Source organism: Ruegeria sp. BHSB058, assembly GCF_059613285.1.
In genome coordinates this window covers 23,515-40,582 of sequence record NZ_JBXWSF010000001.1, presented here as the reverse complement: position 1 = coordinate 40,582, position 17,068 = coordinate 23,515, and the positions used below count along the sequence as shown (strand labels likewise).

At 61.8% G+C, this 17,068-nt stretch carries 16 protein-coding genes; 6 read left to right on the top strand and 10 right to left on the bottom strand.

The genetic code is table 11. The features are described from left to right. The first annotated feature begins 33 nt into the window (after positions 1–33). Positions 34–2,364, top strand: a complete 2,331-nt coding sequence (clpA, locus tag AC2FNB_RS00190; RefSeq protein WP_480749550.1) for an ATP-dependent Clp protease ATP-binding subunit ClpA — start codon at positions 34–36, stop codon at positions 2,362–2,364. After that, positions 2,364–3,320: a M23 family metallopeptidase gene (locus AC2FNB_RS00185; RefSeq protein ID WP_496743714.1), complete on the top strand. Its 957-nt coding sequence runs from the start codon at positions 2,364–2,366 to the stop codon at positions 3,318–3,320. Before clpA ends, AC2FNB_RS00185 begins: the two co-directional genes overlap by 1 nt. A 5-nt stretch (positions 3,321–3,325) precedes the next feature. Here the strand turns inward: AC2FNB_RS00185 and AC2FNB_RS00180 are convergent, their stop codons facing one another. The 3 genes from AC2FNB_RS00180 to AC2FNB_RS00170 all read right to left on the bottom strand — a co-directional run bounded on the left by AC2FNB_RS00180 (position 3,326) and on the right by AC2FNB_RS00170 (position 6,840). Further along, complete coding sequence (locus tag AC2FNB_RS00180) at positions 3,326–5,050, bottom strand: peptidoglycan -binding protein (protein WP_496743712.1); 1,725 nt, start codon at positions 5,048–5,050, stop codon at positions 3,326–3,328. A 3-nt stretch (positions 5,051–5,053) separates the two neighbouring features. Then, on the bottom strand, positions 5,054–6,241 hold the full coding sequence (locus AC2FNB_RS00175) for a biopolymer transporter ExbB (protein ID WP_480749553.1): 1,188 nt from the start codon (positions 6,239–6,241) through the stop codon (positions 5,054–5,056). A 68-nt stretch (positions 6,242–6,309) separates the two neighbouring features. Next, positions 6,310–6,840 carry a gamma-glutamylcyclotransferase gene (locus AC2FNB_RS00170; RefSeq protein ID WP_496743710.1) on the bottom strand — a complete coding sequence of 177 codons (531 nt, stop codon included), beginning with the start codon at positions 6,838–6,840 and terminating at the stop codon, positions 6,310–6,312. A gap of 65 nt (positions 6,841–6,905) precedes the next feature. Here AC2FNB_RS00170 and AC2FNB_RS00165 point away from each other — a divergent pair, with 65 nt between their 5' ends. After that, complete coding sequence (locus AC2FNB_RS00165) at positions 6,906–7,907, top strand: DUF2125 domain-containing protein (protein ID WP_496743708.1); 1,002 nt, start codon at positions 6,906–6,908, stop codon at positions 7,905–7,907. A gap of 5 nt (positions 7,908–7,912) precedes the next feature. On the opposite strand, the gene AC2FNB_RS00160 is transcribed toward AC2FNB_RS00165, so the two are convergent. From AC2FNB_RS00160 to AC2FNB_RS00145, 4 genes are all read right to left on the bottom strand, one after another. Next, on the bottom strand, positions 7,913–8,773 hold the full coding sequence (locus tag AC2FNB_RS00160; RefSeq protein ID WP_480749556.1) for an extensin-like domain-containing protein: 861 nt from the start codon (positions 8,771–8,773) through the stop codon (positions 7,913–7,915). Next, positions 8,770–9,690, bottom strand: a complete 921-nt coding sequence (locus AC2FNB_RS00155; RefSeq protein WP_480749557.1) for a prephenate/arogenate dehydrogenase family protein — start codon at positions 9,688–9,690, stop codon at positions 8,770–8,772. Before AC2FNB_RS00155 ends, AC2FNB_RS00160 begins: the two co-directional genes overlap by 4 nt. After that, entirely contained in the window at positions 9,687–10,772 is a 1,086-nt protein-coding gene (hisC, locus tag AC2FNB_RS00150) for a histidinol-phosphate transaminase (RefSeq protein WP_496743705.1), read from the bottom strand. Before hisC ends, AC2FNB_RS00155 begins: the two co-directional genes overlap by 4 nt. Before the next feature lie 65 nt (positions 10,773–10,837). Further along, positions 10,838–12,253: an aminotransferase class V-fold PLP-dependent enzyme gene (locus AC2FNB_RS00145; protein WP_496743703.1), complete on the bottom strand. Its 1,416-nt coding sequence runs from the start codon at positions 12,251–12,253 to the stop codon at positions 10,838–10,840. Positions 12,254–12,355: 102 nt separating this feature from the next. Between AC2FNB_RS00145 and AC2FNB_RS00140 the strand changes: the two genes are divergently transcribed. Beyond that, positions 12,356–12,817 (top strand): Lrp/AsnC family transcriptional regulator, encoded by a 462-nt coding sequence (locus AC2FNB_RS00140; protein WP_496743702.1) that lies wholly within the window; start codon positions 12,356–12,358, stop codon positions 12,815–12,817. An 84-nt stretch (positions 12,818–12,901) separates the two neighbouring features. Here AC2FNB_RS00140 and rpsD read toward each other — a convergent pair whose 3' ends face one another. Both rpsD and AC2FNB_RS00130 read right to left on the bottom strand, forming a co-directional pair. Then, positions 12,902–13,522, bottom strand: coding sequence for a 30S ribosomal protein S4 (gene rpsD / locus AC2FNB_RS00135; protein WP_480749561.1), 621 nt, complete (start codon positions 13,520–13,522; stop codon positions 12,902–12,904). Between the two features lie 190 nt (positions 13,523–13,712). Continuing rightward, positions 13,713–14,264, bottom strand: coding sequence for a hypothetical protein (locus AC2FNB_RS00130; protein WP_496743699.1), 552 nt, complete (start codon positions 14,262–14,264; stop codon positions 13,713–13,715). Between the two features lie 165 nt (positions 14,265–14,429). Between AC2FNB_RS00130 and AC2FNB_RS00125 the strand changes: the two genes are divergently transcribed. Both AC2FNB_RS00125 and AC2FNB_RS00120 read left to right on the top strand, forming a co-directional pair. Then, positions 14,430–15,494, top strand: coding sequence for a glycosyltransferase family 2 protein (locus AC2FNB_RS00125; RefSeq protein WP_496743697.1), 1,065 nt, complete (start codon positions 14,430–14,432; stop codon positions 15,492–15,494). Positions 15,495–15,592: 98 nt separating this feature from the next. Continuing rightward, entirely contained in the window at positions 15,593–16,267 is a 675-nt protein-coding gene (locus tag AC2FNB_RS00120) for an ankyrin repeat domain-containing protein (RefSeq protein ID WP_496743695.1), read from the top strand. Positions 16,268–16,269: 2 nt separating this feature from the next. Here the strand turns inward: AC2FNB_RS00120 and AC2FNB_RS00115 are convergent, their stop codons facing one another. Further along, a complete protein-coding gene (locus AC2FNB_RS00115; RefSeq protein ID WP_496743693.1) occupies positions 16,270–17,058 on the bottom strand; it encodes a thioesterase family protein in 789 nt (262 codons plus the stop codon). Positions 17,059–17,068: the final 10 nt, after the last annotated feature.

The window sequence follows — 17,068 nt, the reverse complement described above, 5'->3', positions numbered from 1 at the left end:
CCGGTTTCGACCCAAGTAAAGAGGAGCACCCACGTGCCTTCATTCTCGAGCACATTGGAACAAGCCATTCACGCGGCCCTCGCGGCGGCGAATGAAAGGCGACATGAATTTGCAACGCTGGAACATCTGCTTCTGGCGCTGCTGGAAGAACCCGATGCCGTCCGGGTGATGAAGGCATGCAGCGTCAATCTGGACGAGTTGCGCGAAACACTGGTCGAATTCATCGACGAAGACCTCTCGAACCTCGTGACCGATATCGACGGCTCCGAAGCGGTGCCCACCGCCGCATTCCAGCGCGTGATCCAGCGCGCCGCGATCCACGTGCAAAGCTCGGGCCGCAACGAAGTGACTGGCGCCAACGTGCTGGTGGCGATATTTGCCGAGCGCGAAAGCAATGCCGCCTATTTCCTGCAGGAACAGGACATGACCCGCTATGACGCGGTCAATTTCATTGCTCATGGCGTGGCCAAGGACCCGGCCTTTGGCGAAAATCGCCCCGTGACCGGTGCCGAACATTCCGAAGACGAAGCACAGGCAACATCCTCGACCAGCGACGCCGAGCAAAAGGAAAGCGCGCTGGGCAAATACTGCGTAGACCTCAACGCCAAGGCCCGCTCCGGCGAAGTCGACCCACTGATCGGACGCGCCGACGAGGTGGAACGTTGCATCCAGGTGCTCTGCCGCCGCCGCAAGAACAATCCGCTGCTCGTAGGCGACCCCGGCGTCGGCAAGACCGCCATCGCCGAAGGCCTGGCGTATAAGATCGTCGAGGGCGAAGCCCCTGACGTTCTGGCGCATACTACCATCTACGCGCTCGACATGGGCGCGCTGTTGGCAGGCACCCGCTATCGCGGCGATTTCGAGGAACGGCTCAAGGCGGTCGTGACCGAACTGGAAGAACATCCCGACGCGGTGCTGTTCATCGACGAGATCCACACCGTGATCGGCGCCGGCGCAACTTCGGGCGGGGCGATGGATGCTTCGAACCTGCTGAAACCCGCCTTGCAGGGTGGCAAGCTGCGCACCATGGGATCGACCACCTACAAGGAATTCCGCCAGCATTTCGAAAAGGACCGCGCCCTGTCCCGCCGGTTCCAGAAGATCGACGTGAACGAACCTTCGGTCGAGGACAGCATCAAGATCCTGCGCGGCCTCAAGCCCTATTTCGAAAAGCATCACGACATCAAGTACACCGCCGATGCGATCAAGACGGCGGTGGAGTTGTCGGCCCGCTACATCAATGACCGCAAGCTGCCCGACAAGGCCATCGACGTGATCGACGAGGCCGGCGCGGCGCAACACCTTGTGGCCGAAAGCAAGCGCCGCAAGACCATCGGCGTGAAAGAGATCGAGGCGGTGGTCGCCAAGATTGCCCGCATCCCGCCCAAGAACGTCACCAAGGACGATGCCGAGGTTCTCAAGGATCTCGAAGCCTCGCTCAAGCGCGTGGTGTTTGGTCAGGATCAGGCGATCGAGGCGCTGTCGAGCGCCATCAAACTGGCCCGCGCCGGTTTGCGCGAACCCGAAAAGCCCATCGGCAACTACCTGTTCGCGGGTCCGACCGGTGTCGGCAAGACCGAGGTCGCAAAACAGCTGGCCGATACGCTGGGCGTGGAACTGTTGCGTTTCGACATGTCGGAATACATGGAGAAACACGCGGTCAGCCGTCTGATCGGCGCGCCTCCGGGCTATGTCGGCTTTGATCAGGGCGGTCTTCTGACCGACGGTGTCGACCAGCATCCACATTGCGTGCTGCTGCTGGACGAAATCGAAAAGGCGCACCCGGACGTGTTCAACATCCTGTTGCAGGTGATGGACCACGGCGAGTTGACCGATCACAACGGGCGCACGGTGAATTTCCGCAACGTGGTGCTGATCATGACCTCGAACGCGGGCGCCGCCGAACAGGCCAAATCCGCCATCGGTTTTGGCCGCGACCGTCGCGAGGGCGAGGATACCGCCGCGATCGAACGGATGTTCACGCCCGAATTCCGCAATCGTCTGGATGCGGTGATCTCCTTCGCGCCGCTGCCGAAAGAGGTCATCCTGCAGGTGGTCGAGAAGTTCGTCCTCCAGCTCGAAGCGCAGCTGCTGGATCGCGGCGTGTCAATCGAACTGACACATCAGGCCGCCGAATGGATCGCCGACAAGGGCTATGACGACAAGATGGGCGCCCGCCCGCTGGGCCGCGTGATCCAGGAACACATCAAGAAACCCCTGGCCGAGGAATTGCTGTTCGGCAAGCTCGCCAAGGGCGGTGTGGTCCGTGTGTCGGTCAAGAAAGGCGCGCTTGATCTTCAGATGGTCGGCCCCGGTCAGGCCCGGATTTCGGGTGACAAGCCGCCTCTGCTGACCGCCGATTGATGCGCGCAGCGCTGATCGTATTGGCACTCGCCGCCACTTCGGCGGCGAGTGATCCGGTTCTGCACCTGCCCATTGATTGCACGTTGGGCAAAACCTGCCATATCCAGCAATTTGTCGACCGGGATCCGGGATCGGGCGCGCGCGATTTCAGGTGCGGCACACTCAGCTATGAAGGCCACAAAGGCACCGACTTTGCGTTACCTTCGCTGGCAGCGATGCAGGCGGGCGTCAACGTCAAGGCCGCTGCGGCGGGCACGGTACGCGCCACCCGCGACGGTATGGAAGACCGCCGCTTTAATGCAGCAACTGACGCTGCGGTTGCGGGGCGCGAGTGCGGCAACGGCGTGCTGATTGTGCACGAAGACGGCTGGGAAACCCAGTATTGCCACATGAAACGCGGCTCGATCCGGGTAAAGAGCGGCGACACTGTTCAGCCGGGCGATGTGCTGGGACAGGTCGGGCTCAGCGGTCAGACGGAATTTCCCCACCTGCACCTGTCCGTGCGCCATGATGGTCAGGTCGTGGACCCGTTTGACCCGAAAGATCCGTCGCAATGCGGCGACCCGGCAAAGACCCTCTGGCAGACACCGATCCCCTATCAGCCCGGCGCGTTGATCGCGGTCGGGTTTTCCGACCATGTTCCGACATACGAGGCCATTCAGGCGGGCACCGCTGCACAGGATACGCTGGTCGGCAAGGCCAAGGGGCTGGTTTTTTTTGGCTATGCCTTCGGCGGACTGGCCGGGGATGTCATTCGCCTGACAATTCATGGCCCTGACGGCGAAGTCATCGATCACGAAACCACGCTGGAAAAAAATCAGGCGCAGTTGTTCCGCGCTGCCGGACGCAAGCTTACCGCCGCGCGCTGGCCCGCCGGGCAGTATACCGGCACGGCCGAGTTGCGGCGTAACGGAACGGTTATCAGCAGCAAAAGCATCCAGATCGACATGCCCTGACCGGATTATTTTTCGGTCAGTTTCAGCTCGATCCGGCGGTTCTTGGCCCGTGCTTCCGGGCTGTCCGCCGTATCCACGGGCTGGAACTCTCCGAACCCGTTGGCCGACAGCCTCTGAGGTGGAAGTCCCAGCGCCTCAACCATGAACCGCACCACCGACAGCGCCCGCGCCTGACTGAGTTCCCAGTTGTCCCGATACTGCCCGGTGCCCGACAGCGGCAGGTTATCGGTGTGGCCATCCACCCGGATCACCCAGTTCAGCTCGTCGGGAATATCCTGCGCCACGCTGCGTAGAATATTGGCAACTTTCGAGACCTCGACCTGACCATCGATCGACAGGTCTGCCGAGGCCGGATCGAACAAAACCTCGGACGAGAACACAAATCGGTCACCCTCGATGCGCACGCCTTCCTGATCGCCCAGAACCTCGCGCAACCGGCCAAAGAATTCCGAACGGTACCGCTCCAGATCTTCAGCCTGTGCCACCAACCCCTGGTTCTGCGCCTCCAGCCGCTTGCGCTCGGCTTCTTCCAGCAGGCGGCGTTTGCGTTCTTCCGAGGCGGCACGCGCCAATGCCGCGTTCAGGTCCTGCCCCAGCGTCTGCAACTGCACCTCGGCCGCCGCGTTGCGGTCTTCGTAATCGTCCAGCAAGGCCTGCAACGACCCCAGCTGGTTGCGCAACGCCGACACCTGCTGGTTCAGCAGCGCGGTCTGCCGCTGCGCCTCGGCCGACGCGGCCTGTTCCGCGGCAAGCGCCTGATGCGCCTGCGCCAGCATCGCGGCCCGTTCATTGGCCAGATTGCCCTGGACGCGGGCCGTGTCTTCGGCTTCGCTTTGCGCAGTTAGCGCGGCATTCAGCCGGGCCTGCACCTCTTCGGCTGTCAGCGACTCGCCCAGTTCAAGTTCCAGTTTCTTTTTTGCGGCCTCGGCAGCAGCCAGCAGGGTCAGGGTATCCTCTGCCTCCTGCCGCTGTTTTTCCAGTGCCAGCGTCATCGCCGTCAGTTCGGCATCGGCATTCTGCAGCCGTTCGCGCAACACCGCCGCAGCCGCAGCCTCGGACAGCTTGTCGGCCTCTTCCTGGCTCAACTGCTGTTGCAAGGCCGCGATCTGTTCGGCGTTTTCCTCGCCCGATTGCTCAAGATCGGCAATCAGCGCCTCAAGCGCCTCGCGTCTTGCGGCCGCCAGCCGGGCCGCCTCGACCTGGGCGTCAACCTCTTCCCGGCTGCGGGCCAGCGCCAGGTTCAGCGCCTCCTGCTCGGACAGCAGATCTGCCCGCTCCGTTTCCAGCGCCCGGATGTCACCCAACGCCCGTTCCTGATCGGCCAGCAACGCCGCTACCTGCGCCTCGAACGCGGTGATCCGGGTCTGCGCCTGATCCAGCGCCGCCGTCTGCCTGTCGCGCTCGGCGGTCAGCGTGCCAATCAGCGCCTGCGCCTGTGACAGATCATCCTCGGTTTCGGTCAATGTGGCGTTCAGCGCCCCAAGCCGCGCCTGCAAACGGCTGGTCTGCCGCTCTTCCAGCCCCAATGCCTCGGCCAGCGCCGCCACCTCGTTCGACAGCGCGCTCAGCTCGTCCTCCTGACCCGAGATCGTTTCGCGCAGCACGAATTGCACGACCATGAAGATGGTCAGCACGAATGTCAGCACCATCAAAAGCCCGGTCATCGCATCCACGAAGCCGGGCCAGACCGACCCCTGGAACCGATGTCCGGTGCGGCGCGACAGGGCCATGGCTTAGTCTCCGTCCGGCGTGGCGGTATGCGCCCTGAGCGATCCCCGCGAAATCGACAGCGCCTTGACCACCAGTTCGATATCCTTGCGCAGTTCCAACAGGCTCTCCTGCCGTCCGGCCGAAATCTCTTCGAGAATGCGCAGCAGCTGCACATCCATCGACCGCAGCCGCATCCGGCTCTCGGCATCCAGCCCTTCGCCATCGGCCTTTTCGCGCAGGTGATCCAGCAGCGCCTCCTGACCCAGCGCCACCCGATCCAGCGCCGAGGTCACGCCCTCGGTCTCGGCCTGCCGCTGGTTCATCTCTCCGATCACGTCGACCAGACGCCCCAGCTTGTCGGACACCACCGAATGGCCCTCTTCGTTGGCCTGGAACATGTCCTGCAACGTGTCCATCTGCTGCGACATCGCATCCAGGATCGGCGCCAGCAATGCCAGCTCCGCGCCACCCTCGTCGCCCGAGGCAAACCCAACACGGGTGATCGAGGACAGCCATTCCTCCAGCTCGCGATAGAACCGGTTCTGCCCATGCCCTGCAAATAGCTCCAGAAGTCCCACGATCAACGACCCGGCCAGACCCAGCAGCGACGATCCAAAGGCCACGCCCATGCCGCCCAGCTGCGCCTCAAGCCCGGTCATCAGGCGGTTGAAAACGGTCAGGCCCTCCTCTCCCTCCTGCGGATTGAGGCTGCGGATCGTATCCACCACCGCCGGAACCGTCGTGGCAAGACCAAAGAACGTCCCCAACAGGCCCAGATAGATCAGCAGGTTGGTGATATAGCGCGTGATCTCGCGCTCTTCCTCGATCCTCTCGGCCACCGAATCAAGGATTGACCGGGTCGAGGTCGAACTGATCTGGGACCGCGCCCCGCGCGAACGCAGCAGCGACGCCAGCGGTGCCAGCATTTGCGGCGGCGTGCTGCCGTCGGTCTCGACGCCGCCCACGAAACCTTCGATCCAGCGCACCGATCCCATCAGCTGGACCACCTGATAGAAACAGGCCAGCACGCCGATGACAAAGACCAACAGGATAAAGCCGTTGAGATAGGGATTGGCCTCGAAAACCGGCATGACCCTTGGCAAGGCCACAAATACCCCAAACCCTGAAAGCCCGATCACGATCAGCATCATGAGGATCTGTCGGAACGGTTGCGAGAATTGAGGTCTCGCTTCGCGGTGTGCCTGCGCCATGCGCCTTGTTCCCGGTTTCTTCTGCTCTTGGCCGAACCTAGCGAATATCCGCCGGTGAAGCCAAGGAATTATGCCATCAGATTGCGAACGCGCTCTGAAAGCCACTCCAGATCCGGATCGCGCAATCCGATCTCGATCAGATGCTCGGTGGTATTGAACAGATACTCGGTGTTCGGCCCCCGCCCACCGACGGCGCGCGCGATGATCTGCGCCTGTTCTTCCAGCGGCATGCCGCCACAATATTGCACGTGATGCGGGTCGATCACATAGGTCACCGCGTTCACCACCTCGCCGCATTCCAGATGCACGTCCAGCATCCGTTCCAGATAGGCAGACGAGATCAGCTCGCGCTCGCGCAACTCGTCCAGGGTGCGCTCCTCGTGACCGGGCTCGACCGCCAGCGCCAGCCCCTTGCAATGGGCCTCACCGACCTCGTCCAGCGCCAGCACCAGACCGGGGTTTTCCTCGGTGCCGCGATGGTGGATCGAAGACATGCAGAACGACCGGGCATAGCCATGCAGCGTCGCAAGCTCGCTGCGCGCCACCGGGAATCCGGGGTTCCACAACAGTGATCCGTATCCGAACACCCACATCGTCATCGCACTGGTCCTCGCCTGTTTGCGCCTATAAACATCAAAATCAGGGCAGGAAAAAGGGCCATTTCATGAACCGGCTGGTTCGCTTCTTCATTCTCGCGGCACTGCTTTGGTCAGGCTACTGGTTCATTGCGGGCTACGGCCTGCGCTCGGCCATCTCGGGCTGGTTCGACCAGCGCCAGCAACTGGGATGGCAGGCAGAGTTTTCCGATATCACCACAACCGGCTATCCCGCGCGCCACGTCACGCGCCTGAATAACCCCGCCCTGGCTGATCCGGCCACCGGCACCGCGTGGCGCGCGGACTGGATCGACATCGCCAGCCCTGCTGTCTGGCCCGGCCGCCAAACCCTGCACTTCGCCAATACGCCACAGCGGTTTTCCTATCTCGACCAGACCGCGATCGTCGCGGCGCAACAGTTGCGGGCCGGGCTGCACCTCCAACCCGGCGTCGCACTGGTTCTGGAACGGCTTGCACTGACCTCTGGCCCCTGGTCGATCTCGCAAGAGGGTACGGCGCTGGCAGGCGCCGCCGATCTGACCCTTGTGATGGAACAGACCGACCAGCCTGAAACCTATGCCCTTGCCGCGTCCGCCGACGGCTTTTCACCGGGGCAAGGGTTGCGTTCGCTACTACGCTCGTCCCGCTCGCTGCCGCAGTCCTTCGAAACGCTTGAACTCGACATGCTCACCCGGTTCGACAAACCCTGGGACCGCACCGCATTGGAAGAACGCCGCCCGCAGCCGGTCTTTATCGATCTCGCGCTGGCCGAGCTGAAATGGGGCGCGCTGCGCCTTTTCGCGACTGGAGAGCTGGATATCGACGCCCGGGGCATTCCAACCGGCCAGATCGCGATCAAGGCCGAGAACTGGCAGGACATGGTGGCGATGGCCAACGCCTCGGGCGCGCTGCCCGATCAGGCGGTTGATCCGGTAAACCGCGTGCTTGGTCTGCTGGCGGGGCTCAGCGGCAATCCGAATGCGCTGGACGTGGAATTGGGCTTCCGCGACGGCTTTGTCACTCTGGGCCCGGTGCCACTTGGCCCGGCGCCGCGCATTTTCCTGCGCTGAGCGCTTCAGCGACAGTATGGCCCGCTGCGATGGCGCGCTGTGTCCAGATGGAAATGGTCGCGGTGATAGCCGTCGGACCCCGGTCCCAGCACCGTTCCGAACGGCCCGCAGGCATCTTTCCGAATTCTGCGCAACAGCGTCAGCGACTGCCCCCGCTTCCACCCTTCCAGCACGGTCAGCACTTCGCCATCCATCATCTTGAAGGCCGAAATGTCGATGGCCCGTCCCCTGCCGTGTTCCGATATCTTTGCGCCCTTGCGATTGTTCCGGGTCCGGCACGCGTAATGCGCCGCAACCTTCAGTTCGACCACCGGCCCGCGGCGGCGAAAGGTTGGCTTGACGGAACGTTCCACCCAGGTGTTCAACGCCTCGGCGGTGCCGCAATCCATGATCGCGGGCTGGCTCAGCACCACGCCGGAAACCGATTTGACCTTGACGGCATCCTTGATCCCGCAGCCATTGACCTTGTTGGGTACGTTGCCGATTTTTTCACCCTGAATATCGATGTTCCCGCAGACCGACCCCTTGCGCAGGCGGCGCTTCTTGAAAAATGCCTGCTGCTCGACGGCCTCGGGCCGTTTGTAGGGAAACGGCGATACATCCGGCCCAAGTTTCGGCAGATCAGCAGGCCGCGCGGCCGCCGCCATGACTTGCGGGGAAACCGGGCGCAACACCGGGCGCAAATCGGCCAAATCCACCACGGTCGCGATGGTATCCTGCGCCGCGGCGCTAGCGGCCTCGACCAAGGCGACCTCGGATGCGGTTCGGGATTTGGGGGTCAGTGAACTTTCGGGCGGATTGGCAATCGATACTGTTGCGGCAAGCACAATTGCTCCAAAAACCAGAACTCCGCCCAATCGCCTCATGACTTGGCCTTTCCTCGCCCGAAATCGGGGGCATCCGTATCCTGCCCCGCGTCGATGATTCCTCGTCTTATTGCTCTTGTGTGGGTGAAATAATCGAAAAGATGCTCGCCGTCACCTGTTCTGATCGCCCGCTGAAGCGCAAAGAGTTCCTCGGTGAACCGTCCGAGGATTTCCAGCGTCGCGTCCTTGTTGGTCAGAAACACGTCGCGCCACATGGTCGGATCGGATGCCGCGATCCGGGTGAAATCGCGAAATCCGGCCGCCGAATATTTGATCACCTCGCTATCGGTCACCCGGCGCAGGTCATCCGCAACGCCAACCATCGTATAGGCGATCAGGTGCGGCGCGTGGCTGGTTACCGCCAGCACCAGGTCGTGGTGATCGGCATCCATCTCGTCCACGTTCGACCCCATGCCCTCCCACAGCGCGCGCAGCTTTGCGACCGCCTCCGGCTCCGTTCCCTCGACCGGAACCAGCAGGCACCAGCGATTGTCGAACAGCTCGGCAAAGCCCGATTCCGGTCCCGAATGCTCGGTCCCGGCCAGCGGGTGGGCTGGTACAAAATGCACACCAGGGGGGATGAAAGGCTGTACAGATTGTACAACATGGCGCTTGACCGAGCCGACATCCGTCACCGTCGCGCCCGGCTTGAGCACCGGCGCGATCTCTTCGGCAACCGGTCCCATCGCACCCACCGGCACGCAAAGTACAACCAGATCAGCCCCCTCGACCGCCTCGCGCGCACTGTCGCAAACCCGGTCACACAAGCCGATCCGCCGTGCGGTGTCTCGGGTTTCCGCAGAGCGGGCATAGCCCGTCACCTCACCCGCAAGCCCCGCACGCTTCATCGCCCAGAACATCGACGACGCGATAAGCCCAAGGCCGATCAGCGCCACGCGGTCATAAACCGGGCTCATGCCGCACCCCCTTTGAACGCAGCGACAGCCGCGGCAACGCGACGGCAGGCCGCCTCATCCCCTACGGTGATCCGCAGCGCCTCGGGCAGGTGATAGCCCGCCACCCGGCGCACGATAAGGCCTTGATTTTGCAGGTAGACGTCGCAGGCCTCGGCCTCGGTCCGGCTGCCAAAGCGGGCAAGGATGAAATTCGTGCAGGACGGGTCGGACGGCACCCCGACACCGGCCAATTCATCAGCCAGCCAGGCACGCCATCTGGCGTTCTCTGCCTGACAGAACGCGACATAGGCCCGATCCCGCACCGCAGCCTCCGCCGCCTCAAGAGCCGTCGAAGACAGGTTGAAAGGCTGGCGGACACGGTTGAGCACGTCGATAACTTCGCGCGGGGCATACCCCCAGCCGACCCGCATGCCACCAAGCCCGTAAATCTTTGAAAACGTTCGTGTCATGATGACGTTGCTACGCGCATCGACCACCGAGATACCGCCATCGAACCCCTCCACGAACTCGGTATAGGCACCATCCAGCACAAGGATCACATGATCCGGCAGGCCATCGGCCAGCCGCGCGACCTCGGCCTCGGGGATCATGGTCGAGGTGGGGTTACCGGGATTGGTCAGGAACACCACCCGCGTTTTTTCGGAACAGGCCGCAAGAATCGCATCGACATCCACCCTGCGCTCGCGCTCGGGAACCTGCACAGGAACCGCCCCGGCCATCCGCGCCAGAATGGGGTACATGGAAAACCCGTGTTCGGTGTGAATGACCTCGTCACCCACTCCGGCATAGGCCTGTACCACGAACTGCAGCACCTCGTCGGAACCGACACCGCAGATGATCCGGTCCGGGTCCAGCCCGTGCACTTCGCCAACGGCCGCACGCAGACCGGCGTGATCGGTGCTGGGATAGCGATGCAGAGACGCCGCGCTAGCTCGCACCGCTTCGATCGCCAAAGGGCTGGGACCAAACGGGTTTTCGTTCGAGCTGAGCTTGATGACGTCGGTCACGCCGTCGACATGGGATTTGCCGCCCTGGTAAAGGGCGATGTCCATGATGCCGGGTTGTGGTGTGATCTTGTTCATGCAGGGCGCTCCTTGACTGCGCCCCTCATAGCGATGTCACGACCCTGAGAAAAGCCGCAAAACCCTCATGCGGCCTTGAAGCGCGCCGTCGCCGGATCGGCGTTGTAGTACGGAGCGTAATCCTCGGTCCGGCGCGACAGCTCGTTGACACTGTTGATGATGAACTGAACCGTCTCTTCGCGCATCAGGTAGGAGAAATTCAGGCGGACCCAACCGGGTTTCTTCAACTCTTCACCTGCGGCAAGCGCGGCATGCAGGGCCTCGGAGGCCTCCTTGCCGATCCCCAGAAGGCGATGCGCGTATGGCCCGGCGCAGGCGCAACCGCCACGCGCCTGAATGCCATAGATGTCGCTGAGCATGCGTGTGAACAGCTGCTGATGTACCGGATTGCCGTCCCGATCCCGCACGAGAAAGGAAAAGATCGGCAGCCGGTGCGATTTGTCTACGCCCAGCAGAGTCAGGTGCGGATTGTCCCGCCATCCCTCCAGCGCCATGCGGTTGAACTGCGCCTCGCGCCGGGCAATCTCCGCAGTACCCACGGCATCCTTGACGATGAAAGCAAGAGCTGCGCGAATATCGCCGATCACGTTGGGTGTTCCGGCCTCTTCCCTCGCGGCCAGATCGGTGCTGTAGTCATGGCGCCACGGCGAGACGAAAGACACCGTGCCGCCGCCAGGCCAGCTTGGGCAGGCGCGTTTCACTGCTCCTTTGTTGACGACAAGAACACCGGACGCACCCGGCCCGCCAGGGAACTTGTGCGGCGAGACGACGATGGCGTCCTTGCGGGCATCCTTCGGACCCATATCCATCGGCAGATAGGGGCCGCCGCCGGCGTAATCCCAGATGGCCAGCGCGCCGTGCCGTTTCAGCAGGCGCGTCACCGGATCCGGGTCGGTGATGATCCCTGTCACGTTCGATGCCGCCGAAAATGACCCAACGATCAGGTCGGAATATGCGTGCTCTGCCAGCGCCACTTCCAGCGCCGCCAGATCCGGCCCACCTTCGGGTGCTTCCGGGATTTCGACGACCTTGGCCTTGCTTTCGCGCCACGGAAGTATGTTCGAATGATGCTCATACGGCCCGATGATGACAACCGGCTGGTCAGCCTCCCCTAGTCCGAATAAGCTGACCAGCCGATTGAGCCCCGCGGTGGCGCCCGACCCGGTAAAGATCACCGCGTCCTCTCCCCTTGCGCCAACAACGCGGGCAATCTCGGCGCGCGCGTCGCGGCGCAACCGAGTGATGTAGGACCCGCAAAAGGAGGCTTCGGTATGGCTGTTGGCATAGAATGGCAGAACGTGACCGGCCACAAAGTCTTCGACCTGACGCAGGGCCCGCCCCGAAGCGACGTAATCCGCATAAACCAGCGGGACATCGCCTTGAAGGCCCGGGATCAGGATGTTCTCGCCGATCAGCCCCTCCCGCAGGGTTTCATCCCGAACGGCGGCTTCGATGGTTGCACGAAACATTGAAAGGGTCATTGTTGAAGCTCCTTTAGGCCCTTCCAATGTGATCCAATAGTTGTATGGAAACTTCACCTATTTCTCTTCATTTAAGTAATTTTTTGTGTCATATGAACGATTATGTCGGACAAAATAGATCATATTGACCGCCGCCTTCTTATCGAGCTGCAAAAGGATGCATCGCTCTCGCAAAGGGATCTGGCGGATCGCGTGGGGTTGTCACAAAACGCCTGCTGGCGACGGTTGAAGATGCTGAACGAAAGCGGCGTCCTGAAAGGGTCAACGGCCCGGCTGGCGCGGGAGAGGCTGGGGCTGAACCTTGTCGTCTTTGTCATGCTGCGCACACGGCACCATTCGGCCGAGTGGCTGCAAGCGTTTCGCAGCCATGTCCTGACCATACCCGAGGTCGTGGATTTTCATCGTATCGGTGGCGACTATGACTATCAGCTCAAGGTGGTGACGCAGGATATGACATCCTATGACAAGGTCTATCAACGACTGATCGAGAAGGTCGAGCTGGATAGTGTCACGTCATATTTTGCGATGGAAGCGATCGCCGAAGGACGGCCCTTGCCCTTGTGACCTGCAGTGCATCTTCTGTTTTCTTAAACAGAAAAAGGCCGCGCATCTCGCGCGGCCTATCTGACTTGGAATGTCCGGCGAAGATCAGTTCTTCGCGTAGAATTCGACGACCAGGTTCGGTTCCATGATGACTGCGTACGGCACATCGCCCAGGCTCGGGGTGCGCACGAATGTGGCGGTCATTTTCGAATGGTCGGCGTCGATGTAATCCGGCACGTCGCGCTCGGCCAGCGAGGCGGCTTCCAGAACAACAGCGAGTTGCTTGGATTTGTCGCGGACCTCGATCACGTCGCCTTCCTTGACGCGGTAGGACGGGATGTTGACGCGCTGGCCGTTCACCTTGACGTGGCCGTGGTTCACGAACTGACGCGCAGCAAACACGGTCGGCACGAACTTGGCGCGGTAAACGACGGCGTCCAGGCGGCGCTCCAGCAGGCCGATCAGGTTTTCACCGGTGTCGCCTTTGACACGCTCAGCTTCGGCATAAATGCGGCGGAACTGCTTTTCGGTCAGGTCGCCGTAATAGCCTTTCAGCTTCTGCTTGGCGCGCAGCTGCAGACCGAAATCCGACAGCTTGCCCTTGCGGCGCTGGCCGTGCTGGCCGGGGCCGTATTCACGGCGGTTGACCGGGGATTTCGGACGACCCCAGATGTTTTCGCCCATCCGGCGGTCGATTTTGTACTTGGCAGACGTGCGTTTGGTCACGGCTGATCTCCTTCAGTTTTGGTCACGGCCTTTTGGGCCAGTATGAAGGGCGTTGTCCTCTTGGGTTTCCCCATGACAGGCATCCCCTTGCGGGGGCCACCAACACCAACGAAGCCGCGCTTATATCCGCCTTTGGGGCGGAGTCAACACAACAACGACGAATTTCGGCAATGTACGGAACTGGGTCGGCTTACGCCTGGGCCGCCAATCGATTCGGCATCCAGACGACTTCGCCGCTGTCGGGCGCCTGCTCGTCACCGCAGGTAAATCCGGCGTCGGCGTTTGCGGCCTGGATGTCGTCGACGACAATCGGCTGGTCCAGCAAGGCCGAAACGGTTTCCTGTTCAACCCAAAGCTCGGTTTCGCGTGGCGGCAGCACGCCCTCGAACACCACGAATAAATGTTCGTACATGTCGAAGCGGATCACCTTTGCCGAATAGGTTTGCGCACCATTGGTCACCGTGAACCGGGCGCAGAACGGACCCTCGCCCTGAACTGCCTGAAGCACATCTGCGCTTAGCGAAGGACGAAGCGATGACACATTGTGGATTCCGGCGGCGCTTGGGTTCTGCCCCAACCATCCTGACGCGGGATTGGTTTCCAGGCCATCAACTCGGCTGGCCTGCCCACGCCACGACCACGCCGCACCACGCCTGATCGCTGAAATCGGTGGCGTTTCCAGCCCGTCCAATTCCGTTTGCGACCAGGAAATGACAAATGTCCCCTGCTCTCGCCTGCTCATCCGCCCGTATACCCGTTATTCATTTTTGCACTTGTTATTGCGCGAAAGGTTAACAGGTGAAATCCGTCAAGAAAAGGTATTTCATGGAGTTTTCACCACTATACCTCGTATAGGTCGCGCTTTGGTCACTTGAATCGTTAAACACCCATTGCTACCAAAGCATCAATGACACCGGACCCGTCCACGCCTCGTATCGTTGCCTGTACCTGCCTGCGGGATGACGGATCATATATCCTTGAATGGATCGCCCATCATCTGGCCTGCGGTTTCGACCATTTTGTGGTTTTCACCCATGACTGTTCGGACAGCAGCCCGGCGCTTCTGGACGCGCTGTCAGCGGCAGGTGTTGTGACACATGTCGCGTTTCAACACACGCAAAAGGTCACCGCGCAATGGCAGGCGCTGAAACTGGCGGCAAAAAACCCCGCCATTCTTGCCGCTGACTGGGTCTTGTTTTTCGACTGCGACGAATTCCTTTGGCTGCCCGAGGACTGCGCAAGCATTGGCCAACTTGTCGCGATGTTCGAGGATCGCTCCGGCCCGTTCGACGCCCTGGCAATCCCGTGGCGTTTTTTTGGGTCGGACAGCGTCGCCAGCCGGAATGATGGTATAACACCGTCCCGGTTTTTGTCCGCCGCCCCACCAGACCTGCATTTCCCGCTGGGGCATTTGTTCAAATCCCTGATCCGACCCGGGCGTTTCAGCAAGCTGGGTGTGCACCGACCAAAGTTTGTGGTCTCGTCAAACACACCCAAATGGCTGGGGCCGGACGGTTTGCCATTGCCAGACACGTTTGCCCGGCAGAACGCCCGCATCAGCTTTTACGGGATGAACAGAGGCGTGGAACAGGTCGGACTGAACCACTACTCGCTTCGGTCGCTCGACGAGTTTCTTGTCAAGCGGCAGCGCGGTTTGCCCAACCACATGACCAAGCAGATCGGGCTGGATTATTGGGTCGAGCGGAACTGGAACACGGTGCCTGAACCGCGCATTCTGCCGATGCTTGCGACAACACGGGCAAGATTGGCCGAATTGCTTGCGCTTCCGGGTGCTCAGGACCTCCATGAGCAATGCCTGTCCGAATATGCATCCCGGCTGGCCGTGATAAACACGGACATCGACGCGCTGCGTTTGGCTTGGCAAATCAGACTTTTGACCGAGAACGCCCCGCCAACAGCCCAAGCTGCTGCCCGGTATATCCGCAGCCAGACCAAGGCCAGATCCAGCTGACACCTGTGCGCATCGCGCGGATTCTGCAATACTGGGCCTCGGGTGCACCCAAAAATCGGGTCGCACCCCCTGTCACGGACATGTAAGTGAGGCACGACATGACGAAACTGGTCGTTTTTCTGATCCTTGCCCTGAGCGCGACCGGCGCGCAGGCCCAGATCGCCCCGTCTGCCGCCGAAATCGCGGGTTATGAAGGGTTGCACCGGGCGGCCCATAACGGGGATGTCGCCGAAATCGCGCGCCTTGCTGCGGCAGGCGCCGATCTGAATGCCCGGGACCGGCGGGGGCGAACACCTGCCCACGTAGCTGCTTACGCATCACAGGACGAGGCCCTGCGCGAACTGGCCCGGGCCGGAGCCGACATGAATGCGCTGGAAGGACAGGCCTATGACGTTGTGACGATCGTGGCGGTGGCGGATGATCCCGACCTGATGTCTCTGGCCATCGAGCTGGGCAACGATCCGGGCCTGACCACCAGCCCCTATGACGGCACCGCCCTAATCGCCGCGGCGCATCTGGGCCATGTCGAAGTCGTTCGTCGCCTGATCGATGCCGGCGCGCCGCTGGATCATGTCAACAATCTCAACTGGACCGCGTTGATCGAAGCCGTTGTTCTGGGTGATGGCGGGCCAGACCATCAGGACGTGCTGCGCCTGCTGCTTGAGGCGGGAGCGGATCGTACCATCCCCGATCGAAACGGCGCCACACCGCTGGATCTGGCGCGGGCGCACGGGTATTCCGAGATGATCGCGCTTCTCGAAGCGCCCGAATAACCTTATGCGGGCGGGAACAGCACCAGCGTCTGCAAGGCCGTCGCCACCGGGCCTTGGGTGTCGTAAAGCACCGCCTGCGCCATGCCGACACCGTTGTCGTGCCAGTGCGACACCGTTTCCGAGGCAAGCCAGTCCGAGACCGGCTCGCGGTGGATGTGCACGCTGAGGTCGGTGTTCATGAAACCCAATTCCGTTGGTGGGCAATTCCAGGATATCCCGTTGCCGCAATCGGCCAACGGGCAAAGCGATTGAACCGGTGACTGCTCTTCGTCTTCAAGAAGTGACGGTGCGCGCATCCAGATCGTCTTGGGGCCGGGATCGTGGGACTGCCCCTTTGGGAGCCGGACATCGACGAATTGTGCAAAGAACGGCAGGTCGTGGCGCGCAATCCGGATCGGGAAATGGCCTGGTATCGCATCTGTGAAATCCGGTGCCGGAACGCTTGCATTGGGAACTGGCCCAATAGCCTTGCGCACCAGATGCATGGTCGTGGCGCTGACACAGAGAGTGCCGTCAAGATCCCTGACCTCGGCGCGGGTGGTCGCCAGAGTGCGAGTGTGCCGCACCGTTTCCACCGCGACCCTGAGACCTGTGAGGGGCAGCGGACGCAGTACGTCGAGCGTCAGGCGCGTCAGCATCTTATCCGGCCCCACCTCTCGCTCGGCAGCCCGGGCCACCAGCCCGGTCACGGGGCCGGCATGGCAGTGGTCGGCTGACCACGGCCCGCGCGTGGGGTCGTTTGCAATGAATTCACCGTCTGGCCTCTGCCGGAAATATGACGGGTTTTTCATCGTCATCCCC